21 protein-coding genes and 2 pseudogenes are annotated in these 21,150 nt (G+C 61.5%); 13 read left to right on the top strand and 10 right to left on the bottom strand.

Features of this window, described 5'->3' with window-relative positions; genetic code table 11:
* Window positions 1-312 precede the first annotated feature (312 nt).
* A complete protein-coding gene (locus WMP96_RS03660) occupies window positions 313-1,644 on the top strand; it encodes a class I SAM-dependent methyltransferase (protein ID WP_301716783.1) in 1,332 nt (443 codons plus the stop codon).
* Complete coding sequence (locus WMP96_RS03655; protein ID WP_239204631.1) at window positions 1,631-3,133, top strand: FAD-binding oxidoreductase; 1,503 nt, start codon at window positions 1,631-1,633, stop codon at window positions 3,131-3,133. The genes WMP96_RS03660 and WMP96_RS03655 overlap by 14 nt, the downstream gene beginning before the upstream one ends.
* Window positions 3,134-3,243: 110 nt before the next feature.
* Here the strand turns inward: WMP96_RS03655 and WMP96_RS03650 are convergent, their stop codons facing one another.
* The 7 genes from WMP96_RS03650 to rpsH form a co-directional block, all read right to left on the bottom strand.
* Window positions 3,244-3,732, bottom strand: a complete 489-nt coding sequence (locus WMP96_RS03650) for a hypothetical protein (protein WP_023020588.1) — start codon at window positions 3,730-3,732, stop codon at window positions 3,244-3,246.
* A 239-nt stretch (window positions 3,733-3,971) separates the two neighbouring features.
* Window positions 3,972-4,418 (bottom strand): 50S ribosomal protein L15, encoded by a 447-nt coding sequence (gene rplO, locus WMP96_RS03645; protein ID WP_005322777.1) that lies wholly within the window; start codon window positions 4,416-4,418, stop codon window positions 3,972-3,974.
* Between the two features lie 3 nt (window positions 4,419-4,421).
* Entirely contained in the window at window positions 4,422-4,607 is a 186-nt protein-coding gene (rpmD, locus tag WMP96_RS03640) for a 50S ribosomal protein L30 (protein ID WP_023020587.1), read from the bottom strand.
* A gap of 3 nt (window positions 4,608-4,610) precedes the next feature.
* Window positions 4,611-5,234: a 30S ribosomal protein S5 gene (gene rpsE / locus WMP96_RS03635; protein ID WP_023020586.1), complete on the bottom strand. Its 624-nt coding sequence runs from the start codon at window positions 5,232-5,234 to the stop codon at window positions 4,611-4,613.
* A gap of 40 nt (window positions 5,235-5,274) precedes the next feature.
* Window positions 5,275-5,676: a 50S ribosomal protein L18 gene (gene rplR / locus WMP96_RS03630; protein WP_005322788.1), complete on the bottom strand. Its 402-nt coding sequence runs from the start codon at window positions 5,674-5,676 to the stop codon at window positions 5,275-5,277.
* Between the two features lie 3 nt (window positions 5,677-5,679).
* Window positions 5,680-6,216: a 50S ribosomal protein L6 gene (gene rplF / locus WMP96_RS03625; protein WP_239204633.1), complete on the bottom strand. Its 537-nt coding sequence runs from the start codon at window positions 6,214-6,216 to the stop codon at window positions 5,680-5,682.
* A gap of 15 nt (window positions 6,217-6,231) precedes the next feature.
* Window positions 6,232-6,615: a 30S ribosomal protein S8 gene (rpsH, locus tag WMP96_RS03620; RefSeq protein ID WP_005322799.1), complete on the bottom strand. Its 384-nt coding sequence runs from the start codon at window positions 6,613-6,615 to the stop codon at window positions 6,232-6,234.
* Window positions 6,616-6,922: 307 nt separating this feature from the next.
* Here rpsH and WMP96_RS03615 point away from each other — a divergent pair.
* From WMP96_RS03615 to WMP96_RS03600, 4 genes and pseudogenes are all read left to right on the top strand, one after another.
* A pseudogene (locus tag WMP96_RS03615) lies at window positions 6,923-9,214 on the top strand (FdhF/YdeP family oxidoreductase).
* Between the two features lie 77 nt (window positions 9,215-9,291).
* Window positions 9,292-9,537 (top strand): DUF6457 domain-containing protein, encoded by a 246-nt coding sequence (locus WMP96_RS03610; RefSeq protein ID WP_023020579.1) that lies wholly within the window; start codon window positions 9,292-9,294, stop codon window positions 9,535-9,537.
* Window positions 9,537-10,367: a formate dehydrogenase accessory sulfurtransferase FdhD gene (gene fdhD, locus WMP96_RS03605; protein ID WP_023020578.1), complete on the top strand. Its 831-nt coding sequence runs from the start codon at window positions 9,537-9,539 to the stop codon at window positions 10,365-10,367. The genes WMP96_RS03610 and fdhD overlap by 1 nt, the downstream gene beginning before the upstream one ends.
* A complete protein-coding gene (locus WMP96_RS03600; RefSeq protein WP_301716784.1) occupies window positions 10,364-10,906 on the top strand; it encodes a hypothetical protein in 543 nt (180 codons plus the stop codon). Before fdhD ends, WMP96_RS03600 begins: the two co-directional genes overlap by 4 nt.
* Here the strand turns inward: WMP96_RS03600 and WMP96_RS03595 are convergent.
* Window positions 10,803-11,264, bottom strand: a complete 462-nt coding sequence (locus tag WMP96_RS03595) for a 3-hydroxyacyl-CoA dehydrogenase family protein (RefSeq protein ID WP_316349567.1) — start codon at window positions 11,262-11,264, stop codon at window positions 10,803-10,805. The two genes, WMP96_RS03600 and WMP96_RS03595, sit on opposite strands and share 104 nt — an antisense overlap.
* Before the next feature lie 108 nt (window positions 11,265-11,372).
* A pseudogene (locus WMP96_RS03590) lies at window positions 11,373-11,701 on the bottom strand (3-hydroxyacyl-CoA dehydrogenase NAD-binding domain-containing protein); the annotation flags it as partial.
* Between the two features lie 489 nt (window positions 11,702-12,190).
* Between WMP96_RS03590 and WMP96_RS03585 the strand changes: the two are divergent.
* Genes WMP96_RS03585 through WMP96_RS03575 form a run of 3 tightly spaced genes read left to right on the top strand, consistent with a single transcriptional unit; the run spans window position 12,191 to window position 17,538 of the window.
* The gene (locus tag WMP96_RS03585) at window positions 12,191-13,684 is read left to right on the top strand and encodes a pyridoxal phosphate-dependent decarboxylase family protein (protein WP_340432178.1); all 1,494 of its coding nucleotides are present in this window, start codon (window positions 12,191-12,193) and stop codon (window positions 13,682-13,684) included.
* A 36-nt stretch (window positions 13,685-13,720) separates the two neighbouring features.
* Complete coding sequence (locus WMP96_RS03580) at window positions 13,721-15,070, top strand: lysine N(6)-hydroxylase/L-ornithine N(5)-oxygenase family protein (RefSeq protein WP_301716786.1); 1,350 nt, start codon at window positions 13,721-13,723, stop codon at window positions 15,068-15,070.
* A complete protein-coding gene (locus tag WMP96_RS03575) occupies window positions 15,070-17,538 on the top strand; it encodes a GNAT family N-acetyltransferase (protein WP_301716787.1) in 2,469 nt (822 codons plus the stop codon). The genes WMP96_RS03580 and WMP96_RS03575 overlap by 1 nt, the downstream gene beginning before the upstream one ends.
* A 55-nt stretch (window positions 17,539-17,593) precedes the next feature.
* Here WMP96_RS03575 and WMP96_RS03570 read toward each other — a convergent pair whose 3' ends face one another.
* Entirely contained in the window at window positions 17,594-18,379 is a 786-nt protein-coding gene (locus tag WMP96_RS03570; protein ID WP_023020572.1) for a formate/nitrite transporter family protein, read from the bottom strand.
* Between the two features lie 126 nt (window positions 18,380-18,505).
* On the opposite strand from WMP96_RS03570, the gene WMP96_RS03565 reads away from it, so the two are divergent.
* From WMP96_RS03565 to WMP96_RS03550, 4 genes are all read left to right on the top strand, one after another.
* Window positions 18,506-19,042 carry an ATP-binding cassette domain-containing protein gene (locus WMP96_RS03565; RefSeq protein WP_340432177.1) on the top strand — a complete coding sequence of 179 codons (537 nt, stop codon included), beginning with the start codon at window positions 18,506-18,508 and terminating at the stop codon, window positions 19,040-19,042.
* Entirely contained in the window at window positions 18,951-19,253 is a 303-nt protein-coding gene (locus tag WMP96_RS03560) for an AAA family ATPase (protein WP_396335181.1), read from the top strand. The genes WMP96_RS03565 and WMP96_RS03560 overlap by 92 nt, the downstream gene beginning before the upstream one ends.
* On the top strand, window positions 19,250-20,392 hold the full coding sequence (locus WMP96_RS03555; RefSeq protein ID WP_340432176.1) for a hypothetical protein: 1,143 nt from the start codon (window positions 19,250-19,252) through the stop codon (window positions 20,390-20,392). The genes WMP96_RS03560 and WMP96_RS03555 overlap by 4 nt, the downstream gene beginning before the upstream one ends.
* Before the next feature lie 108 nt (window positions 20,393-20,500).
* Window positions 20,501-21,085, top strand: a complete 585-nt coding sequence (locus WMP96_RS03550) for a hypothetical protein (RefSeq protein WP_340432175.1) — start codon at window positions 20,501-20,503, stop codon at window positions 21,083-21,085.
* The last annotated feature ends 65 nt before the right edge of the window (window positions 21,086-21,150 follow it).

The raw sequence follows: 21,150 nt of genomic DNA, 5'->3' as shown, positions 1-21,150 counted from the left end.
CGGAGGTGGAAACTCATCTGCCCCTAGGAAACCGCACCCCTTAAGCTGGACAGCTAAGGGGAATTTTAGGCTTCTTTCAGGGACGGTTGAACACTTATGACCCCACAACCCTACCAGCCTTGTCCCCCATAGCCACATTAATACCCAATAGTGTGACCATCATTGCTTGTTCTTTCGCACGTTTTGCCTACGGGGTTTACCATGAGGGGGTATTGCACACATGCAATCCCCTAGTAAAGTCTCCGACCTCACAGCCCCATGAGCCACGAGGCCGTTATTGGTGTGAACCAACTATTTTCGAAAGAAGTACTTATGAAAAAGAAATTCACGCCGATGACCGTAGCTGAGATCATCGACGTATTTGTCCCTAGCCCCAATCCCTTCCGCTGGGAAGCCTTCGACGGATCCGCGACCGGACCGGAGGATGCCCAGTACAAGGTGACTATTAACAGCCTTGAAGGCTTGTCTTTTATAGCCACCCATCCCGGCGATGTGGGATTCGCCCGCGCCTATGTCACCGACGGCATCACGGTCCACGGCGATCACCCAGCCCACCCCTATGGCATCTTCGACGCCCTACATGCCATGTACGACAAGTTTGAAAAGCCGGATGCGAAGACACTGGCGCGCGTGGTGCGCTCGCTGGCGTCCATGGGCGCCTTCCAGATCCAGCCTGTTCCCGAGGTAGAGCGTGCCTCTTGGCTGCGCCGCAAGCTACACGACGGCCTATCCAAGCACTCGAAGCAGCGCGATGCTGATGTCATTTCTGATCACTACGACGTGGGCAATGACTTTTATGAGCTCTTCTTGGGCGATTCGATGACCTATACCTGCGCCTACTACCCTTCCCCAGACGCCACTTTGGAGGAAGCGCAGGAGAATAAGTACCGCCTCATCTTTGACAAGCTGCGCCTCCAGGAGGGCGACCGCCACTTGGACGTGGGCTGTGGCTGGGGCGGCATGGTGCGCTACGCGGCGCGCCGCGGCGTGAAGTCCATTGGCGTCACCCTATCCAAGGAACAGGCCGAGTGGGGCCAGCGCAAGATTGAGGAGGAAGGCCTCCAAGACTTGGCGGAAGTACGCTTCATGGATTACCGCGATATCACCGAAGAGGGCTTCGATGCTATCTCCGCCATCGGCATTATCGAGCACATCGGTGTAAAGAATTACGATGACTTCTTCAAGTTCCTCCATGGCAAGTTGAAGGTGGGCGGCCTGATGCTCAACCACAACATCACCTACCCGGATAACCACAAGACGCCCAAGGGCGGCTTCATTGACCGCTATATCTTCCCGGACGGCGAGCTCACCGGCTCCGGCAATGTCACCAAGGCGATGCAAGATAATGGCTTCGAAGTCATCCACACCGAGTCCCTCCGGTTTGATTACATGCGCACGCTGCATGACTGGTGCGAGAACCTGAAGGACAATTGGGACGAGGCCTGCGCAACCGTGGGCCTACCCACCGCTCGCCTCTACGGCATTTATATGGCCGGATCCGAATGGGGCTTTGAGCGCAATATCATCAACCTTTATCACTTCCTCGGCGTCAAGCTGGGCGAGGCCGGCTCCCGCGCCGGTGTGCCTGAGCGCCGCTGGTGGGAAGATAGCCGCTTTAAGGAGGGGTGCCATGACTCTCATTGATAATCTGCGCGAACGCCTCGCCGCTGCCCAACCGCGACCGGTGGATGCCATGCCCATTGAGCCGGTGGGATGGACGGCGCACCAAGAGGGCGTCGACAAGCTGCTGGCGAGTTTCCGTGCTGTCCCGGCCGGAAAGCGCGTGCGCCTAGCCAAGAAGACCTCCAATCTCTTCCGTAGCCGCAGCGAGGCGCAGGAAGGCCTCGACGTATCCGGCCTTAGCGGCGTCATTGAGGTCGATCCAGTTGCCCGCACGGCCGATGTGCAGGGCATGTGCACCTATGAGGACCTCGTGGATGCCACCCTGGCCCATGGCCTCATGCCCTTCGTCGTACCGCAGCTTAAGACCATTACTTTGGGCGGTGCGGTTACTGGCATGGGCGTGGAATCCACGAGCTTTCGCAATGGCTTGCCGCACGAGTCCGTCCTCGAGATGGACGTGCTTACCGGCACGGGTGAGATCCTTACCTGCTCCCGCGAGCAGAATGTGGATCTCTTCCGTCTCTTCCCCAACTCCTATGGCTCGCTGGGCTATGCGGTGCGCCTGAAGATCGAGTTAGAGCCCGTGCCCGCCTATGTGGAATTGCGCGAGGAGCGTTTCCACACCGTGGAGGAGGCGAGCCGCGTGCTTGCCGACGTCGCCTCTTCCCACACGCACCGCGGCGAGCCCGTCCATGGCCTCGACGGCGTGGTCTTCTCCGAGGACGAGGCCTACCTCGTCTTCGCCCGCTTTACCGACGAGGAGGGCCCAACCTCCGATTACACGCGGGACAAGATTTACTACCGCAGCCTCCAGCACGCCTCTGACATCCGGCGCGACCGCCTGACCATCCGCGACTATATCTGGCGCTGGGATACCGACTGGTTCTGGTGCTCGCGCGCCTTTGGCGCGCAGAACCCGAAGGTGCGCAAGGTGTGGCCGCGCGAATTGCGCCGCAGTTCTTTTTATTGGAAATTGGTCCGGCTCGACCGCAAATACGAGCTGGAATATAACTTCATCAAAAAGCCCCACGGCAAGCCACGTGCTGAACGCGTGGTCCAAGATATCGAGGTCACTCCAGAAAACCTGCCGGAATTCCTCCATTGGTTCTTTAATGCTTCCGATATCCAGCCGGTGTGGCTCTGTCCAATCCGACTTCGCGATGGCGTGGAAGAGCTAGTAGGCACCGGCGACCTCGCCTCTAACTCGAGCGACCCCTGGCCGCTCTACCCGCTTCACCCCGGGCAGACCTGGGTCAATGTTGGCTTTTGGTCCGGCGTAGAAGGCGACCACGTCGACCCTTCCGCCCCGAATAATGGCGCTTTCAACCGCGTCATTGAATCCAAGGTCAACGAGCTTGGCGGACACAAGTCCCTCTACTCCGAAGCCTTCTATTCCCGGGAAAAATTCGAAGAACTCTACGGTGGCAACCTTCCCGCCACCATCAAAGCGGTTACCGATCCGGATGACCGCTTCCCTGGCCTGTACGAAAAAACCGTAGACGAGGCCTAGGCCTTCCCTCCCCCCGCGCCTACCCTAGTTGGAAGAGCATAAAGGGTGGAACGCCCTCACCGAGCGTTCCACCCTCTTTTTTCGTCCCGAAGTCTTGGGACACTCGCGCTTTAGTAGGCCGCGGTGATGTTGTCGTAGCCGTTGATCTTCAGGGCGTCCATGACGCGCTGCACAGCTGCCTCATCCTTCTCCGGGTTATAGGTCTCCGGGAAGGTCAGGTGAGCAGAGTGGTCATCCTTAAACTCGATGTTCATGAACTCGTGGCCGGCCTCCTGGGTAGCTAGGGCCAGCTCACGCTGCACGGCCAGCTTACCGCTCTGCAGGTTGCCACCGTTGAACCCTGGATCGACCTCTTCGGCACCCTCTGCGTCACCGTTGATGACGTCTTCCTTGTCACCGGTGATACGGCCCTTCTCAGCGTGAGCGCCGGGCTGCTGGTCCTGAGCGTTCTGCTCGCCAACTTCGGCAGGCGCGGTCTGAGTGGTCTCAGCAGGATCCGGCTGGGAGAGCTGTTCCTGGGCGTCGACTGGGCCGGTAGAGCCGGCAAATGGCATGATGGCAGCGACTGCGGTTGCGAGCAGCGAAGAAATAGACGACATAAGAGTCTCCTTAACGGTAGATGATTTTCAACTAAGACTGACTTTAACACTCATGAATATATATCGCCATACCGGCAACCTTATTTATTAATAAAGGTTTCCTGTCAGCTATTTCCAGCACCAATTGTGTCCATAACCAAGGTACTGCGCTCTATACCGGCACCAGGGCGCTTACCAAACGAAATCATCCCCCTGCTCCGCTGGTGCGGAGAGGGGGACGAAAATCTACTTGAAAGAGATTACTTGGTGTTGGCAGATCCGCCAGCAGCCTCGATCTTCTCAACAGCAGACTTGGAGAACTTGTCAGCGGTGACGTTCAACTTAACGTTGATGTCGCCGTTGCCCAGAACCTTGACCGGCTTATTAGCGCGGACCAGGCCAGCAGCTGCGATGTCAGCAACGGTGATGTCGCCGCCATCTGCGAACTTCTCAGCCAAGTCAGCAACGTTAACTACCTGGTACTCAACATGGTTCGGGTTCTTGAAGCCCTTCAACTTAGGCAGACGCATGTGGATCGGCATCTGGCCACCCTCGAAAGCAGCGGAAACCTGCTTACGAGCACCGGTACCCTTGGTACCGCGACCAGCGGTCTTACCCTTGGATGCCTCACCGCGGCCGACGCGGGTCTTAGGCTTGTTTGCTCCTGCGGTTGGGCGCAGGTCGTGCAGCTTGATGATATCAGCCATGGTTTACTCCCCTGCCACTTCTTCGACGGTGACCAGGTGGCGAACCTTGTGAACCATACCGCGAACGATCGGGGTGTCCTGCTTAACTACGGACTGACCGATGCGCTTGAGGCCAAGAGCCTCAATGTTCTTGCGGTGGTTCGGCTTGGTGCCCACCAGGCCCTTTACCTGTGTAATCTTCAGAGCCATTGCTTATGCCTCCTGACCTGCGCGCTTGCGCAGCATACGGGCCGGGGTGACCTCTTCGATGGACTTGCCACGACGTGCGGCAACCTCTTCAGGGCGGACCAGCTGCTTGAGGCCGTCCACGGTAGCGCGGACGACGTTGAGTGCATTGTCGGAGCCCAGGGACTTCGACAGGATGTCCTGCACGCCAGCGCATTCAAGCACTGGACGAGCAGCACCACCGGCGATAACACCGGTACCAGGTGCGGCAGGCTTCATCATAACGATGCCAGCTGCGTCGCGACCCTCAACCGGGTGGGTGATGGTGCCGGCAATCATCGGAACGCGGAAGAAGTTCTTGCGAGCCTCTTCAGCACCCTTCTGGATTGCGGCCGGGACTTCCTTGGCCTTGCCGTAGCCAACGCCAACCTGACCCTGGCCGTCACCAACGACGACGAGAGCGGTGAAGGACATGTTGCGGCCACCCTTAACGGTCTTGGAGACGCGGTTGATGGTCACAACGCGCTCGATGTACTTATCGCGCTCGTTGTCCTGGTGGTTACGACGATCGTTGCGGCGGCCGTTGCCACCGCGGTTGTTCTTGTTGTTCTCGGCGGAGCGTCCGCCGTCACGCTGTTCACGGTCCGACATTAGGCGTTCCTTCCGTTGATGTTTCCGTTGACGATGATCATTAGAACTTCAGACCACCTTCACGTGCGGCGTCAGCCAGCGCAGCGACGCGGCCGTGGTACTTGTAGCCTGCGCGGTCAAATACGACGTGCTCGATGCCAGCAGCCTTTGCGCGCTCGGCAACCAGCTCGCCTACCTTGGCAGCCTTGGCCTTCTTATCGCCCTCGAGTGCACGAACGTCCGCCTCCATGGAGGATGCGGAGACCAGGGTGTGGCCTGCCAGGTCATCAATGACCTGGACGTGCATGTGACGGGAGGAGCGGTGAAGAACCAGACGCGGTGCCTCAGGGGTGCCGCGCAGGGTCTTACGGATACGGAAGTGACGGCGTGCGCGTGCTTCGCGACGACGGGAGGAGATGTCCTTGCCGACTGGAGTGCGCTTGGTGTTTTCAGTGTTTGCCATTGCTTACTTACCCGTCTTTCCGACCTTGCGACGGATCTGCTCGCCTTCGTAGCGAATACCCTTGCCCTTATAAGGATCGTCCTTACGCAGACGACGGATATTAGCGGCGATCTGTCCGACTAGTTGCTTGTCAATACCGGTAATGGACAGCTTGGTTGCGCCGTCCACTGCGAAGGTAATTCCCTCCGGAGCCTCGATGAGGATCGGGTGGGAGTAGCCCAGGCTGAATTCCAGGTCCTTGCCCTTCTGCTGGACACGGTAGCCGACACCGAAGATTTCCATCTTGATGGTGTAGCCCTCGGTCACGCCGATAACAGCGTTGTTCAGCAGGGAGCGGGACAGACCGTGCAGAGCACGGTTCTTGCGGTGGTCATCAGGGCGGGAGACGGACAGTACGCCGTCTTCCAGGTTGATGGCGATAGGCTCTGGAACGTTAACGCTCTGGGCGCCCTTTGGGCCCTTAACCTCAACGTCTTGGCCGTTGATCTTGATTTCGACGCCGTTTGGTACGGCGATTGGTGCTAGACCGACTCGAGACATGTGTCAAACCTCCCTTTACCAGACGTAGGCGAGAACTTCTCCGCCTACGCCCTTCTCCTCAGCCTGACGGTCAGTCAGCACGCCGTGGGACGTGGAAATAATAGCCACGCCCAGGCCGCCCAAAACCTGCGGCAATTCGGTGGACTTTGCGTACACACGCAGACCCGGCTTAGACACGCGACGCAGGCCAGACAGGGAGCGCTCGCGGTTGTTGTACTTCAGCTCGAGGGACAGGGTGTGGCCCTCGACGGTGTAGTCAGCGATGTAGCCTTCCTGCTTCAAGATGTCGGCAATATTTGCCTTCAGCTTGGAGGTAGGCATCGACACGGTGTCATGGTGCGCATTACTTGCGTTGCGCACGCGCGACAGCATGTCGGCAATAGGATCAGTCATAGTCATATGAGTGACCGTGTACCTTTCTCGTTGCGGTTCCCGTGCTCACCAAAGCGTTCTCCGTGTGATTTCGGGCTACTCACGCTCCCCACGGTCAGTACCGTGAGGCGCTCGCCACCCTTTAATTCAGACAACGGTCCGCTATCTACGGCGAGGGGCCTACAACAAAGTTGAAATGAAATTCTTGAATTGCGGGTACTCATCCCCCATGTGAGCTGCATAAACAGCGTGCGGGCACGAGTCCGAGCATTTACATTACACGTCGACCTGACCTTTTCCAAAATTCTCCCTGCTTATCGGCAAGCTTGCCGGCATGACCCCAAACGTTACAGTTTCTCGTGCCAATCCCGTCGCTAACCGCTTCGACAACCCACGCATCGGCCACCGCGTCACCGCGCCTGCAGGCGTGGGCGGCGTATACCACGCGATGGAGAAGGCAATCCCGAACCACGGCCTCGTGCCGCTGCTGAAAATGAACCAGCATGGAGGCGTTGACTGCCCCGGCTGCGCCTGGCCGGAGCCGGGGCAGGGCGACATCAACTTCGTCGAGTTCTGTGAGAACGGCGCCAAGGCCATCGCCCAGGAGACCACGTCCAAGCGCGTGTCCCGCGAGTTCTTCGCCAACACCACCGTCCGGCAGGTGCGCGAGATGCCGGACTAGGAGCTCAACCAGCTCGGCCGTCTCATCGAGCCCATGCTCTGCGACCGCTCGCTCGGCGACGAGAAGTACCACCCCGTCTCCTGGGACGAGGCCTACGACCTCATCGCGGAGCAGCTCAAGGCCACGGACCCGAACCGCGCCATCTTCTATACCTCCGGCACGGCCGTCAACGAGTCCGCCTTCATCTTCGGTGTGCTGGGCCGCCGCCACGGCTCCAATAACCTGCCGGACTGCGCGAACCTCTGTCACGACTCCACGGGTGTCGCGCTCGCCAAGACCGTGGGCGTGGGCAAGGGCTCCATCGTCATGCAAGACATATACAACACGGAACACATCATCTCCGTGGGCCAGAACCCGGGTATCAACCACCCGCGCTCGCTGACCGCCTTTAAGAAGCAGAAGGAAAACGGCGGCAGGTTCATCATTATCAATCCCATGCCGGAGACTGGTTTAATGAAGTTCAAGGAGCCGCAGTCCGTCAAGGGCGCCCTCGGCGTGGCCGACAAGATTAGCGACGAGTACGTCCAGGTTCGCCTCGACGACGACCGCGCGCTGTTCCAGCAGATCAACCGCGAGGTCATTCGCCGCGACTTGCTCGACCGCAAGTTCTTGGAGGAGTTCTGTTCCAACGTCGACGAGACCATCGCGCACCTTAATTCGCTTGACGATGCCGCCCTTTCCCGCGGATCCGGAGTCTCCCAGGCCGAGGTCAGGAACATCGTCGACTACGTGGAGAAGTCCGAGACGGTTGTTCTCGCGTGGACGCTGGGCGTGTCCCAGCACCGCAACGCGGTGGCCACCATCCAGGAAATGATGAACTTCCTACTGCTCACCGGCAACTACGGCAAGCCCGGCGCGGGCTCCGGCCCGTTCAGTGGCCACTCCAATGTCCAGGGTGACCGCACGATGGGCATCTCGTAGAAGATGCCGGAGTGGTTCCTGGCCAACATGGAAGAAAAATTTGGCTTCGACGTTCCGCGCGAGCACGGCGTTTCTTCCACTGGCGCGGGTATCCAGCTGCGCGAAAAGAACGTCGATTTCTTCCTGTCACTGGGCGGAAACTACATCCGCGCGATGTCGGACACGACGGCGCTTGAAGACGGCATTTCTGCCACCTAGCAGTCGGCCCACATGCTCACCAAGCTCAACCGCACGTGTGCGTGGCTGGGTGAGAAGTCGCTTATCCTGCCGGTGCGCTCCCGCACCGATGTCGACATTCAGGCCTCGGGCCCGCAGAAGGTCTCTGTCGAGGCATCGGACTCCAAGGTTTCCGCGTCCTTCCCGAAGCGCCGCGGAAACCGCGACCTGAATCTCCACTCCCAAATGCAGATCATCTGCGGCATCGGCGAGCGTGCATTCGGCGACGCCTTCTAGCGCCCGATGATGGACAACTACGATGTCATCCGTGATCACATCGCGAACGTCATCCCTGGTTTTGAGAACTACAACGAGCACCTCAAACGCCCCAGCGGCTTCATGCTCCCGCACGCGGCCCGCGAACGCATCTTCAACACCTCGGACGGCAAGGCCCAGCTGACCATCAATGCCACCGACACCATCGAGCTTGAGGGCGACCAGCTGCTGCTGACCACGGTGCGCAGCCACGACCAGTACAACACCATCTCCTATGGCCTGGTTGACCGCTACCGCGGTGTGCGCGGTGGACGCCGTGTCATCTTCATCCGCAAGAAGGACCTGGCCGAACGCGGGCTCAAGGACGGCGACATCGTCGACGTTGTCTCCGAGTACGCCTCGGGCCGCCGCGTCGCGCCGAACTTCCGCCTGGTCGAGTACGACATCGCCAAGGATTACGTGTGCGGCTACTTCCCTGAGCTCAACATCCTCGTGCCTGTGGAAGAGATGACTAAGGACTCCGAGACTCCCGTTTCCAAGTCCCTCATTGTCCGTCTGGAACCGACCGGCAAGAACGCGAACGACTTCTAAGTCGCCGCACCCCCGTTAGTCCCGTCGCGAGCGGGACTTTCGCGGTTGTAGGCAGGGCCGCGACTACAGTTGAGTTCATGACTGAAGACAAAGACCCCATCCAGACCGCGCACGAGTGGCTTGAAGAGGTCGCAACGACGCTGGATCTCGATCCGCACGACGCCACGGCGCTGGTGCGCGAGCTGCTCGATCTCACCAAGGACGTCGCGCACAATCGCTCCCGCCCGGCCGCCCCGCTCACCGCCTTCGTGGTCGGTCTGGCCAGCAAAGACGTCGAGGAAGCCCGCGCCAACATCGCCAAGCTCAAGGAAGCCGTGCAGTAGTGGCGGGCCGCACCACCTCCAAGTTCGCGGTCACCAAGGTCCGCCTCAACGAGGAGCGCACGCAGGTCACCCAGGTCGATACCCGCGCCGATACCGTCGCTGGCGAGGAGCCGCTCGAAATCCGCGTCGATGGCCAGACTCTCACCACGACCATGCGCACCCCGGGCCACGACGTTGAGCTCGCCCATGGATTCCTCCATTCCGAGGGCCACATCCAGGCCGCCCGCGACATCGAGTCCGCCAAGTACTGCGAGGGCACCACCCGCGACGGTGTCAACACCTACAACCTCCTCGACATTGAGATGCGCGACGACAACGTCATCTCGCTCAAAGAGCTGCGCCTAACACTCACCAACTCCGCGTGCGGCGTGTGCGGTACCTCGTCCATCGAGGAGCTAGCCAAGAAGACCCGTTACCCCATCCCCCACGTGCCGGTCGACCCGCTCGTTATCGCCCAGCTGCCGGATAGGCTGCGCGAGGGCCAGAAGCAGTTCCGCAAGACCGGCGGCATCCACGCCGCTGGCGCCTTCACGCTGGGTGGCGAGCCCATCGTCATCCGAGAAGACGTCGGCCGCCACAACGCCGCGGACAAGGTCATCGGCCACCTGCTCATGGAGGGCTTGCTTCCGGCCAGCGATCTCATCCTCGTGATGAGCTCGCGCGCCAGCTTCGAGCTCGTGCAGAAGGCTGCGATGGCGGGCTTCTGCCAGCTCGTGGCAGTATCGGCAGCCTCCTCGCTCGCCGTCGACACTGCCCGCAAAACCGGCATGGCACTCGTCGGTTTCGCACGCGGCGACCGCTTCAACCTTTACTCGGGAGACCTGAAATGAGCCTTATCGATTTCCTTGTCAACGTCGAGCTGGACACCCCGCGCCCCGACTACCGCGCGCTGCTCATCGCCGCACGCAACGTCACTTCCCCGGTTGCCGAAACCCCCGCCGCCCCGTCAGCATTCCAGCCCCATGTCGCCGCGTGGCGCACGGCGTGGCAGAACGCCGGGCTCGATCCCGCGCTTTTTGATCTGGGCGCCCAGCCTTCCGATGCCCCCATAGTTGCCCTCGGCAACGCCGTCGCCCGCCGTTTCGAGCTGCCTGTCACGGCGTTCGCCCTCGATGGCTTCGCGGGCCTAGTGCGCATCGAGGTAGGCACCGCTACGGTGCGCGATGCCGCGGGTAGTGCCGCGCGGCGCTTCCGGCCCGAGCACCGAGTCCAGCCCACGCCGGAGACCACCAGCGTGCTCTATATCCTCGAGGCCTTGGATCCGCTCACGGACGACGATCTGCGCCTGGCGGCAGATGACATCCTCGACGCCCTGCGCGCGGCGAACCCTGATGTCGAGGTCGCCCAGCGCATCCTGCGCCCCGAATAACTCCGCGCGCCGAGTAAGCGCTAGTGTGCAGCGCGCACGTCGAGGAAGCCGCGCAGCAGCGCATTGCGGCGGCGGGTGCCGGACTCGAAGGTCTCGGCGTAGTTGTCGTAGGGACATCGACTTGCGCGTACACCTCGTCGAGATGCGACATGTCGGGCACTCCGGCGACAGGCTCGGTCTCCCAGGCTCCCGCGATATGTTCGATAGTCGACTTGATGCCCTCGGGGCCGCCGCCCAAACGGTTGGACTCGAACGGGCCTGTGGCCGCGTAGCGCAGCCCCAGCGAGTTGCGCAAAATCGTGTCGAGGTCCTTCGCGTCAATGACCCCCTGTTGCACGAGTGAAATCGCCTCCCACATGTCGACCTTTTGAATGCGGTTGCCCACGAATCCGGGGATTTCCTTCTTCATCGCGCTGGGCTCGAAGCCGAGCTCTCGGTAGACCTCCAGCGCGCGTTCGACCGTCTCCGGCGCGGTCTCCGGTCCCGGCACGACTTCGAGAACCGGCATGAGTGCCGGCGGGTGAACGGGTGACCGATGACGATCCGCTCGGCTGCGGGATTGTCTGCCGCGCTCTTGGAAGGAAGGATGGCTGAGGTCGAGCTGGCGAGGATGGCGGCATCGGTAAGTCCCGCCAGCCGTGCGAAGATCTTGTGCTTGAACTCCAGCGACTCCAGCCCTGCTTCCTGGACGAAATCGACGCTGTCCGTGAGATCCTCCAGGTTTGTCGAGAACCGAACCTTGTCCCCGAACTCCTGCGCCACCGCGTCCGCGAGTTCTGCGCGCACGTCTGTCATGCGCACCTGCCACCCCGCGTCGACGAAGCGCTGGGCAAACGAGAAACCGATCAGGCCGCCACCTACAAGCAATGCTGTCTTCATGTTTTTTAGCCTGGGCCTTCTGGCTCGCGGCCACACGGTTTGTTGTATGGCCACCGCCACACAAAAGGTCTACAAGAATTGATTTATCCCGCCTCGGCCTTGTCCGAAGTGAAAGACGCTTTTCCACATCCCACCCTCGCCACGTCCTGCGCCCGCAACCAACCCGTAGAAATGCACCGCACGCCCATTCCTTCTACTCGCCCCTGTGCCGCTCCTGCTATGCCCGAGACCTCAGCCGTCGACCCCGCGCACTGCGCATCAGACCAGTGCTTTCGCACCCTTCCCCGAGCCGGTACAGCAAATACATCCCGCCGTGACCACGGATCACCGCAGCGTGCCCGCGCGCGGCACCACTTTCCATTAAATACTTTTACCGTAGCCTACTCCATGTTAGGGTATCCTAACATGCACAAAATTCGTCACGAGAGACCGGCCCCTTTCGTCGATTCCTACGTAAGAGCCGATCCGACTGCATTAAACACAATCATCCACCACAGCCAGCACACCCTCACGCAGTATCTCGCCGAGGACGACGCGCCACGCTCCGGTCGCAACGCCCATGAGACAGCAGCGGCCGTCACACGCGTTGACCTCGAGTACCCAATTGGTACATTCGACGCCGCGTTGGCTGAGCTTTGCGAACTCTGGCTCGACCACGCCGTGTGGTACCACCACCCGCGCTACATCGCCCACCTCAACTGTCCGATCACCGCCACCGCCGTGGGCGCGGATCTGCTCGCCACCACAGTTAACACCGCGGTCGAAAGCTGGGATCAGGCCTCGAGCGCCGCCGCAATCGAAGGCCACCTCCTCGAGTTCTTCGCGCGCAAGCTGCGCTGGCCGGAAGACCCGCATTCCCGCACCCGCGGGGTCTTTACGTCCGGTGGTACGCAATCCAATCTGCAGGCGCTCTACATTGCGCGCGAAAAGGCGCTGGGCGCCCAAGGCGTGCAGGGACTTTCCCAGTTGCGCCTCTACACCAGCAGCCACGCCCACTACTCCGTGTTGCGCGCCGCCCACCTCCTTGGGCTCGCGGACACCGCCGTCATCACTATCGAATCGGATGCCGAACACCGACTCGACGCGGCTGATCTCGCCCGGCGCATCGCGGCCGACGTGGCGGACGGCTACACGCCGATGGCCGTCGTGGCCACCGCTGGGGCAACCGACCGCGGCACCATCGATCCGCTAGAGAGCATCGCCAAGGTCTGCCGCCACGCAGGGGTGCACTTGCATGTCGACGCCGCGTACGGAGGCATCCTGCTGCTCTCACCCACGCAACGGCACCGTTTGCGCGGCATGGATGCGGCCGATAGCGTCACCGTCGACTTCCACAAGGGCTACTTCCAGCCGGTGGCCTGCAGCGCGATTCTTTTGCGCGATCCCGCCGACTGCGCCCTCGTGTCGTGGCACGCGGACTACCTCAACCCCGAAGACGCCACCGACCACAATCTCGCAGACTTCTCGCTCCAAACCACGCGTCGCTTCGACGCGCTCAAGCTCTGGATGACGCTGCGCACCCACGGCGCCGACGCCCTCGGGGAGGCCTTCGACGCCTGCTGCGCCGCGGCCCGCGATGCCGCCCGGCGCGTCGACGCCCATCCACGCTTTGCACTGCGCGCCACACCGGAGCTTTCCACAGTGCTGTTTACGCCTGCCGATGCCCCCGCCAGCCTCGTCCACATCGTCCGCCAGCGCTTGCTCGAGCGGGGCGACGTGATTGTCGCGACCACCACCTTCGAGGGCGCGCCGTGCTGGAAGTTCACCATTCTCGATCCGCAGCTGCGTGGCACAGATATCGACGCGATCCTCGGGCTCATCGAGCGCGAGATGGACGCCGTCGACCAAGCCAACGCTCAACCGAGCCCCAGCGCTCTCGCGGTACAACCCGCGCGCTAGACCACGACCCACAGAAACTTAAAACAGGAGTTTGTAATGTCTTCTTCCACCACCGCCCGCACTACCGCCGCCGCTGATGCCGAATCTAGCATTAAGCCCTATGACCTGGTGGGCATCGGGATCGGGCCGTTCAACCTGGGCCTGGCGGCGCTGAGCCAGCCGCTGGTTGACGGCGGCGCGCTGCGCGCGGCGTTCTTCGATTCGCGCGCGGAATTTTGCTGGCACCCCGGGATGATGATTCCTGGGACGACGATCCAGGTTCCGTTCATGGCCGATCTGGTCACCCTCGCCGACCCCACGAGCCCGTACAGTTTCCTCAACTACTGCAAGCAGCAAGGGCGCATCCACCAGTTCTACATCAAGGAGGATTTCAACCCGCTGCGCGAGGAATACTCCGATTACTGCACCTGGGTCTCCCAGCAGCTGAGCACGCTCGAGTGGAACTCCACGGTGACGTCGGTGCGCCGCGTCGACGATCTGTGGGAGGTCACCGTCAACGGGCCACGGGACACCTGCACGGTGCTCAGCCGCAACGTCGTGGTCGGAGTGGGCACCATACCGTTTATTCCCGCCGAGCTGCGGGCTGCGCCGGAAGCCGGGCTCGCCGTACACTCGGCGGACTATCTTGAGCACAAGGAGGAGTTGCTCGCCCAGGAGTCCGTCACCATCATCGGGTCGGGGCAGTCCGCGGCCGAGATTTACGCCAATCTCATGGAACCTGCCGCGTACCAAGGCACGCGGCTGGACTGGGTCACCCGCTCGGGGCGCTTCTTCCCCATGGAATACACCAAGCTCACCCTCGAGATGACTAGCCCCGAGTACGCGCAGTTCTTCCGCGGCCTGGACGCCGCGACGCGCGACCGGCTCAACCGCGAGCAGCGCAATCTTTACAAGGGAATCTCCGGCCAGCTCGTCAATCACATCTACGACACCTACTACCGGTTGTCCATCACGAAGGGCCTGCCGCGCCCATTCGCCTCGACGCTCCTAGCCGGCTGGAGCGCGGCGCTATGCGACGCAGACGCGTCCGCCCCGTTCCAGCTGACGTTGACCCACGGCGAGACCGGCGAAACCCGCACGCACGCGACAAACGCGCTGGTGCTCGCCACCGGCTACAAGGCCCCGCTCTTCCCCAGCTTCCTGGAGACCGCACGCGAAGAAGTCCAGTTCGACACGGCCGGGCGCCTGGCCATCGATCCCGAGTTCGCCATCGACGCCGCCCAGTCGCTCTTCGTCCAAAACGCCGAGGAACACCTTCATTCGCTCATCGCGCCGGATCTCGGGATGGGACCGTGGAGGAACTCCATTATTCTCAAGGCCATCACCGGCCGCGAGTACTATCCCATCGAGCGTTCCGTCGCCTTCCAGACCTTCGGGGGTCAGTAATGCTCAATACCGAACGTGACGAAATCTTCACTCCCCACGGCACGGTGCGCCTTCGCCCGCTCACCCCCGGCGACACCGAGCTCGTTCACGGGTGGCTCACCGATCCTCACTGCGCGTTCTGGGGCATGCAACAGGCCAGCGTCAACGACGTCGCCGTCGAATACGACCGGCTCCGCGCCTCCCCGCACGAAGAAGCCTGGATCCTCGAGCTGCGCCCGTACCCTGCCGCCCCGCGCAGACCGATGGGCATCGTCGAGGACTACGACCCGCGCCGCGTGGTTCTGGACTCGGTGTTGGCCGGGGCTGCTAGCTCGGAGGCTGCTGGTGTCAGGGAGTTGACGCTGGAAGAGCCAATACGCGGACTGCACTTCCTCGTCGCCCCGCCGGCCGGTGCCCACGTTTCTGGGCTAACCAGCAGCCTTTTCGCCGCGGTCATCCGCTGGCTCATCGACTGCCGGGGTTTCCGCGAACTCCTCGTGGAGCCCGACGTAGCCAATGGCGCAATTCACCGCAAGAACGCCGAGGCCGGCTTCCTTGATGTGCCGGGACTTAACGAGGTCCGCCTGCTTCAAGGCGGGCACACGAAGACGGCACGGGTGCAGCGTTGTACTGCCTCAGACTTCTATTCCTCAGCGGCTGCCGCGCGCGCCTCGCTGTCGCCGGTGGCGAATGCGCTGTGCGCGGCCGAGACCGCTGAGCGCCAGCTCATCGCCAAGGCCATCCGCGAATTTAGCCATGAAAGACTGCTGACGCCGAGCTTTCACCCGGACTCAGAACGATGGTCGGTCCACTTGGGGCCGCGGGAGCTGAGCTTTTCGGCCCACCAGTACGGGCTGGAGCATCTCGAAGTCGTCCCCGAAAGCATCGAAGCTGCCGATGCCGCCCCGCTGCACCTGGCCGAGCTCATCGCCGGGGCCGCAGAACAGCTGGGCATAGAAACGGGGTTCCTGCACACCTACATCGAAGAAATTCAGGCGACCCTCGCCGGCCGTGCCCGCGCCCTCGCGACTCGCCCCGCCGCGCAAAGCTTGCGCGCACCGCAGCTCGCCGCCAGCGCCCAGGAGCGCGCGAATGCCCAGGCGGACTATCTCGTCTCCGCTGAGTCAGCAATGTATGAGGGGCACCCCGGGTTCCTCGCGAATTCGGGGCGCGGCGGGATGAGCCTTACCGAGCTACGCGCCTACGCGCCGGAGGCGGGAGCCGACGTACACATCGTGTGGCTCGCCGCCAAGCGGGAGCACTGCGTGGTGGCGGCATCAGAAGACGTCGCGGACCTAGCCGGGTTCTTCGCCGAACAGCTCGGAGACCTCGAGCCGCGCTATGAGCAGGCGCTCGCAGAATTGGGCTGCGACCCGGATGACTATGTGCCGCTGCCGCTGCACCCGTGGCAGTGGGACAACTGCATCTCCACGATCTTTTTCGCCCAGCTCATTTCCCGGGATCTGGTGTACATCGGCACCAGCAGCGACCTATTTCGCCCCCAGCAGTCGCTGCGGACGTTCTTCAACCACTCGCGCCCGGCGCTGCCCTATGTCAAGACTGCCGTGGGCATTCGCAACATGGGGTTCGTCCGCGGGCTCTCGCCGGCGTACATGGAAACCACGCCCGCCATCAACGATTGGTTAGCCCAACAGCTCAATGTCGATCCGGAATTCCGGGCCTGCAACGTGCGTCTGCTCAAAGAAATCGTCGCCGTAGGCTACCGCGGCGACACCTACCACCGCCACCCGCTGCCCGCGGACTCAACAAGCGGGCGAGAGAAAATGCTCTCCGCGCTGTGGCGCGACTCGCCCGTGCCGCAGCTATCCGCCACGAGCGTGGCCGTGACCCTGGCGGGCTGCCTCTACGTCGACCCGGCAGGAGAGTCACTCGCCGCCGAGTGGATCGCGCAATCGAGTCTACCGCCGCAAGAATGGCTGCGTCAGCTGCTCGACGTGTACCTTGTCCCAGTCCTCCACGCGCTCGCCCAGTACGGAATCGTGTTCATGCCGCACAGCGAGAATGTCATCCTCGAGCTCGACAACGGCGCGCCCGTCGGCGCGTTTTTCAAGGACCTGGGGGAAGAGGCCGCGGTCGTTGACGCCCGCGTGGACATGCCTGCGGGACTAGAGCGCCTGCAGGTCGATCACGGCGACTTCACCGGTGCCCAGCGCGCGCTATCTATCCACACCGACGTCCTCGACGGCGTGCTGCGCCACCTCGCCGCGCTCTTCGACCGGGAGGGATTGCTCACTGAGACCGAATTTTGGCTCACCTGCCGTGAAGTCGTACTGGATTACGAACGCCGCTTCCCCGGCACGCTGGAGAAACTTCCGGTGCTCGCGCCGCAGTTCAAGCACTCGTGCCTCAACCGCTTGCAGTTACGCAACCCGTTATCGATGGTGAACTTGGGCGACCAGGAGTCCTCGCTCATCTACGCCGGGGACATGGACAACCCGTTGCATTCTCCAGAATCGACGGCGCGATAAGTAAAGGCCAACCCCGCTCGTGCGGGGTTGGCCTTCTCGCGTACTACGCCGCAGCTTAGTCGCGATACGCTTCCGGGCCAGAGTTAAGCCAGGCGTACACGCCACCAATTAGGAAGCCACCACCGATGAGGTTTCCTACCCACACGATGGACCAATTGGCCAACACCACCCAAAGGGTAAAACCTTCCGGTAGCGGGCTGGCGCAGAAGAAGGTCAGGGTCATCAGGCAGAAATTGGCGATGACGTGCTCGAGGCCCAAGCCCACGAAGCAGGCGATGATCGGCACGATGACGAAGAACTTGGAGGCAATGTCTTTGGCAAAGATAGCGCCGATAATCGCCATGTTGACCACGAAGTTGGCCAGTATGGCCTCCACGAACATGCCGCCTGGTCCTTTGAGGAGCTTGCCCATCGCGAGGTCGACGATAAGGTGATTTGGGTCGATGCCGCCGAGCTTGGCGGACATACCCATGGCTGCGGCGAAAAGCACGGCGCCAACTAGGTTGAATAGCGTGGTGACTGCGAGGAGCCACAGCGCCTTTCCCCAGCCCACCTGCTTCTTCACGGCGCCGTAGACCATGTACATCATGTTGCCGGTGGCTAGGTCCGCGCCCAGAATGACGATGGCAAAAAGGCCCAAACCGAACAGGCAGGCAAAGACCAGAGAACCGAGGCCTTCCACATGCTTCTCGACGCCCATACCCATCACCGCAGCAAATGCCGTACCGATCGCCAGGTACACGCCGGCCAAAGTAGAACGGACAGCAAAGCGGGAGAAAGATTGCTCTAGGAGCGTGACCTTCTTCGTCACGGCTGCTGCGGCAGCATCATTCAAGGACATCAAGTACCTCGTACGGTTCAGATTTCAGAGACCTTTGTATCGTACTCCGCCGCACGCACCGCAGGTGAATCCCTGATCTTCAGCAACCAATTGCAATCACTTTTCACTTAAGAAAAACTGGCGGGAATGACACCCTTCCTGTCTGTCCAGCACCTCAGCTACGGCTACTCCGCCCGCACTAAGGTTGTTCGCGATATATCCTTCGACCTCGCCCCAGGGCTCACCGTCCTTCTCGGCGCAAATGGCGCGGGGAAAAACACGCTCATGCAGCTCATCGCCGGTGAGCTACGCCCGCCAACAGGAACCATCTTCGTGGGCGGTGAAGACGTCCGCCGTTCCGACTCGTGGCGGCAACGTGTCGGCTGGGTTCCGCAACGCAGTGTGTTTGATCCGGCGCAACGCGCAGTGGATTTCGTAGCAGACGTTGGCTGGCTGCGCGGACTAGACCGCGCGACAGCACGCCAGCACGCGGTAAATGCCTTGCGGATAATTGGCTTGGAGGACCACAGCACTACCCGCCTGCGCGCGATGTCCGGTGGAATGCAGCGCCGCGCCATGGTCGCGGCGGGCCATTGTCCACGAGCCAGATTTACTGCTTCTCGACGAACCCACCGCAGGTCTCGACCCACACCAACGATCCTCACTCATCCGCGCACTGCGTGACATGGCCTCGAACGGCACCACTGTCCTCATGTCTACGCACGTCGCGGCTGATATGGACTCCGCCGATCGCACGCTCATTCTTCATCGTAGGTGCATCGCAGTCGATTCTTCTGTTGCAGATTTCATCGAAAGGTACGGCTCCGTAGAACAAGGATTCTGCGCCGTCACCGAACAAGCTACCGACGGGGCACGGGGAGGGGCTGCTTTGTGAGACACGTTCGCTTCATTCCTGTTGTACTCTTCACCGCACTGCTGAGTTTTGCCTCTGCGCGGGGCAGTAACGTCGCCGGTTCCTGGCCAGAGGCCACCGCAATCTGCGCGGTTGTCGCCGCGGCTACGGGCGTACTTCTCGAAAGTATTGCTGCATGGGACGCAGGAAGCCAGGACGCCACGTTTCTACGCTCCACATCCACCTCGCGCGCCCGCACAACAGTACTTCTCGTCGGCCTGGCGCTGGCATGGGGACTGGCCAGCATTCTTATCGACTTCATGATCCTGGCAGGGTTTGTCTATACCGCACCCGTGGGCAGCTCGCCATGGTTCCTCGTCATCATTAGCAGCCTTGTGTGGGTTGTGTTGTGTGCGGTTCTCGGTGCGGGTTTGGGTGTCTTTGTCCGGCGCCGGCTTCTCGCCGCGTTACTCGCAGCACTGCTCACGCTAGCTTTGTGCGTGGTATCGGCGTGTGCGGATTCCACGCCGGCTTCCCTACGCTTTCTTTTCTTCCCCGGCAATGGGTACGAGCTGATAGCACGGCAGCGACGGGTGGCTTCGGTCGCAATTTCTGCCGTCATGGTAGCGGCCTTAAGCGCCTGTGTCCTTGCCGCACTGACACGCCACCACCCTGCCCCGCGTTACACCGCGCTGACTCTCCTCGCCATCATCACCATCGCCGCTGTTGGCTCCGCCGCAGTGGGGCCCCAAGGTACGCGGGCACGGGACACCACGGAGGCGTCGGCAAGCTGCACCCGGGATGCGAACAAACAGCGATACTGCAGTTGGCCAGAAGATCACGAACTCGTCGTAGCCGCAGACGCGCACTGGCAGGAATTCACGCAGATGCTTGTCGACGCCGGCCTTCCTCCCCTCACCGGCACATACGGTCAACCCGGCTCCGATCACGCCACGGAGTTGTCCCACACAGTGGCCAGCCCAGCGGCCCTGTACACGCGGGTTTATGAGGCTCAAGCTGCGGCGCTGCGCGCTCAGCGCCCCCTGCGAAGAAACTTCTGCCTCTCGCAACGCACACCAGGTACTTTCGGACTGGGCCACGTATGCGTTCAGAGCGGAGGACGACAGGTTTACTACCCTCAGCGCACAAAGTTCAACTACTCCTGCGCGCGCCTGGATTGAAAACGAGCTTTCTCACCGTTCGCCCGCAGAGCAAGCCGTGGCTCTGGCTCCCTTTATTCACACCATGCAGACGTGCAGCTCCGAGCTACCACCGCTGGAGGTTGCACAATGAGTCCCTACCTGAGACTTCGCCGTTGGCCGGAGTTCTTTTTAATCCTCAGCCTTGGCGTGGTAGCGCAGTTCCTGGATAACTTGGCCGTTCCACAGCTCTTCGGAGCGCCACTGAACCGTCCCGTATTCGTTTTCAATCTGCTGCCACTGCTCGTCGCAGGCTCCATACTGGCGTTGCTGAATAGTTCATGGGATGAGAAATACGAGGCCACGAGCACGGCCCGTTCGCTACGCAAGGAGAAAACTGCCTTGTTGGGTGCAGCTACCGCAGCGTGGACCGCTGTGTTCGGATTCGGATTATTCATTGGGGTAGTACCTATTCATTCAGCATCCACGATCCTTTTCTGTCTCGCTGCGGTTGGCGTCGCGTTAACGCTGCGTAGCGCACTGGACTCGAAGGCATCTGCGGGAATTGCGCTCCCCCTGTCGTTGCTGGCGCTCCTTTTTCCCTGGTACTTGGGCGAAACCACGCCGTTGGGCAATTCCCTCGGCCAAAGTATGTCTCCCATCATTGCCATCGTGTGCGCCACTATCTTCCTTGTAGGCGCGGCTGCGTGGCTTCACCGACGGGGCAGATTCTAGTGGTCGTGGAAACACTTCCTATGTTTCGGTTGAGTTTATCAGTGCGGCCATTTTCTCGGCTGGTG

This window comes from Corynebacterium sp. KPL4035, assembly GCF_037908325.1.
Classification (GTDB): Bacteria; Actinomycetota; Actinomycetes; order Mycobacteriales; family Mycobacteriaceae; genus Corynebacterium; species Corynebacterium kefirresidentii.
Note: the sequence above shows the minus strand (reverse complement) of the source record. Positions and strands in the feature narration are given on the sequence as shown.

Bases quoted from the DNA above. Each gene is read 5' to 3' on its own strand.
- WMP96_RS03565 (WP_340432177.1), top strand. From the start codon at position 18,506: ATGACACCCTTCCTGTCTGTCCAGCACCTCAGCTACGGCTACTCCGCC.
- rplO (WP_005322777.1), bottom strand. From the start codon at position 4,418: ATGGCTGATATCATCAAGCTGCACGACCTGCGCCCAACCGCAGGAGCA.
- WMP96_RS03600 (WP_301716784.1), top strand. From the start codon at position 10,364: ATGAGCCTTATCGATTTCCTTGTCAACGTCGAGCTGGACACCCCGCGC.
- rplR (WP_005322788.1), bottom strand. From the start codon at position 5,676: ATGGCAAACACTGAAAACACCAAGCGCACTCCAGTCGGCAAGGACATC.
- rpsH (WP_005322799.1), bottom strand. From the start codon at position 6,615: ATGACTATGACTGATCCTATTGCCGACATGCTGTCGCGCGTGCGCAAC.
- WMP96_RS03650 (WP_023020588.1), bottom strand. From the start codon at position 3,732: ATGTCGTCTATTTCTTCGCTGCTCGCAACCGCAGTCGCTGCCATCATG.
- WMP96_RS03550 (WP_340432175.1), top strand. From the start codon at position 20,501: ATGAGTCCCTACCTGAGACTTCGCCGTTGGCCGGAGTTCTTTTTAATC.
- WMP96_RS03655 (WP_239204631.1), top strand. From the start codon at position 1,631: ATGACTCTCATTGATAATCTGCGCGAACGCCTCGCCGCTGCCCAACCG.
- WMP96_RS03660 (WP_301716783.1), top strand. From the start codon at position 313: ATGAAAAAGAAATTCACGCCGATGACCGTAGCTGAGATCATCGACGTA.
- rpmD (WP_023020587.1), bottom strand. From the start codon at position 4,607: ATGGCTCTGAAGATTACACAGGTAAAGGGCCTGGTGGGCACCAAGCCG.
- rplF (WP_239204633.1), bottom strand. From the start codon at position 6,216: ATGTCTCGAGTCGGTCTAGCACCAATCGCCGTACCAAACGGCGTCGAA.
- rpsE (WP_023020586.1), bottom strand. From the start codon at position 5,234: ATGTCGGACCGTGAACAGCGTGACGGCGGACGCTCCGCCGAGAACAAC.
- WMP96_RS03610 (WP_023020579.1), top strand. From the start codon at position 9,292: ATGACTGAAGACAAAGACCCCATCCAGACCGCGCACGAGTGGCTTGAA.
- WMP96_RS03595 (WP_316349567.1), bottom strand. From the start codon at position 11,264: ATGTGGGAGGCGATTTCACTCGTGCAACAGGGGGTCATTGACGCGAAG.
- WMP96_RS03580 (WP_301716786.1), top strand. From the start codon at position 13,721: ATGTCTTCTTCCACCACCGCCCGCACTACCGCCGCCGCTGATGCCGAA.
- WMP96_RS03585 (WP_340432178.1), top strand. From the start codon at position 12,191: ATGCACAAAATTCGTCACGAGAGACCGGCCCCTTTCGTCGATTCCTAC.
- WMP96_RS03575 (WP_301716787.1), top strand. From the start codon at position 15,070: ATGCTCAATACCGAACGTGACGAAATCTTCACTCCCCACGGCACGGTG.
- WMP96_RS03570 (WP_023020572.1), bottom strand. From the start codon at position 18,379: ATGTCCTTGAATGATGCTGCCGCAGCAGCCGTGACGAAGAAGGTCACG.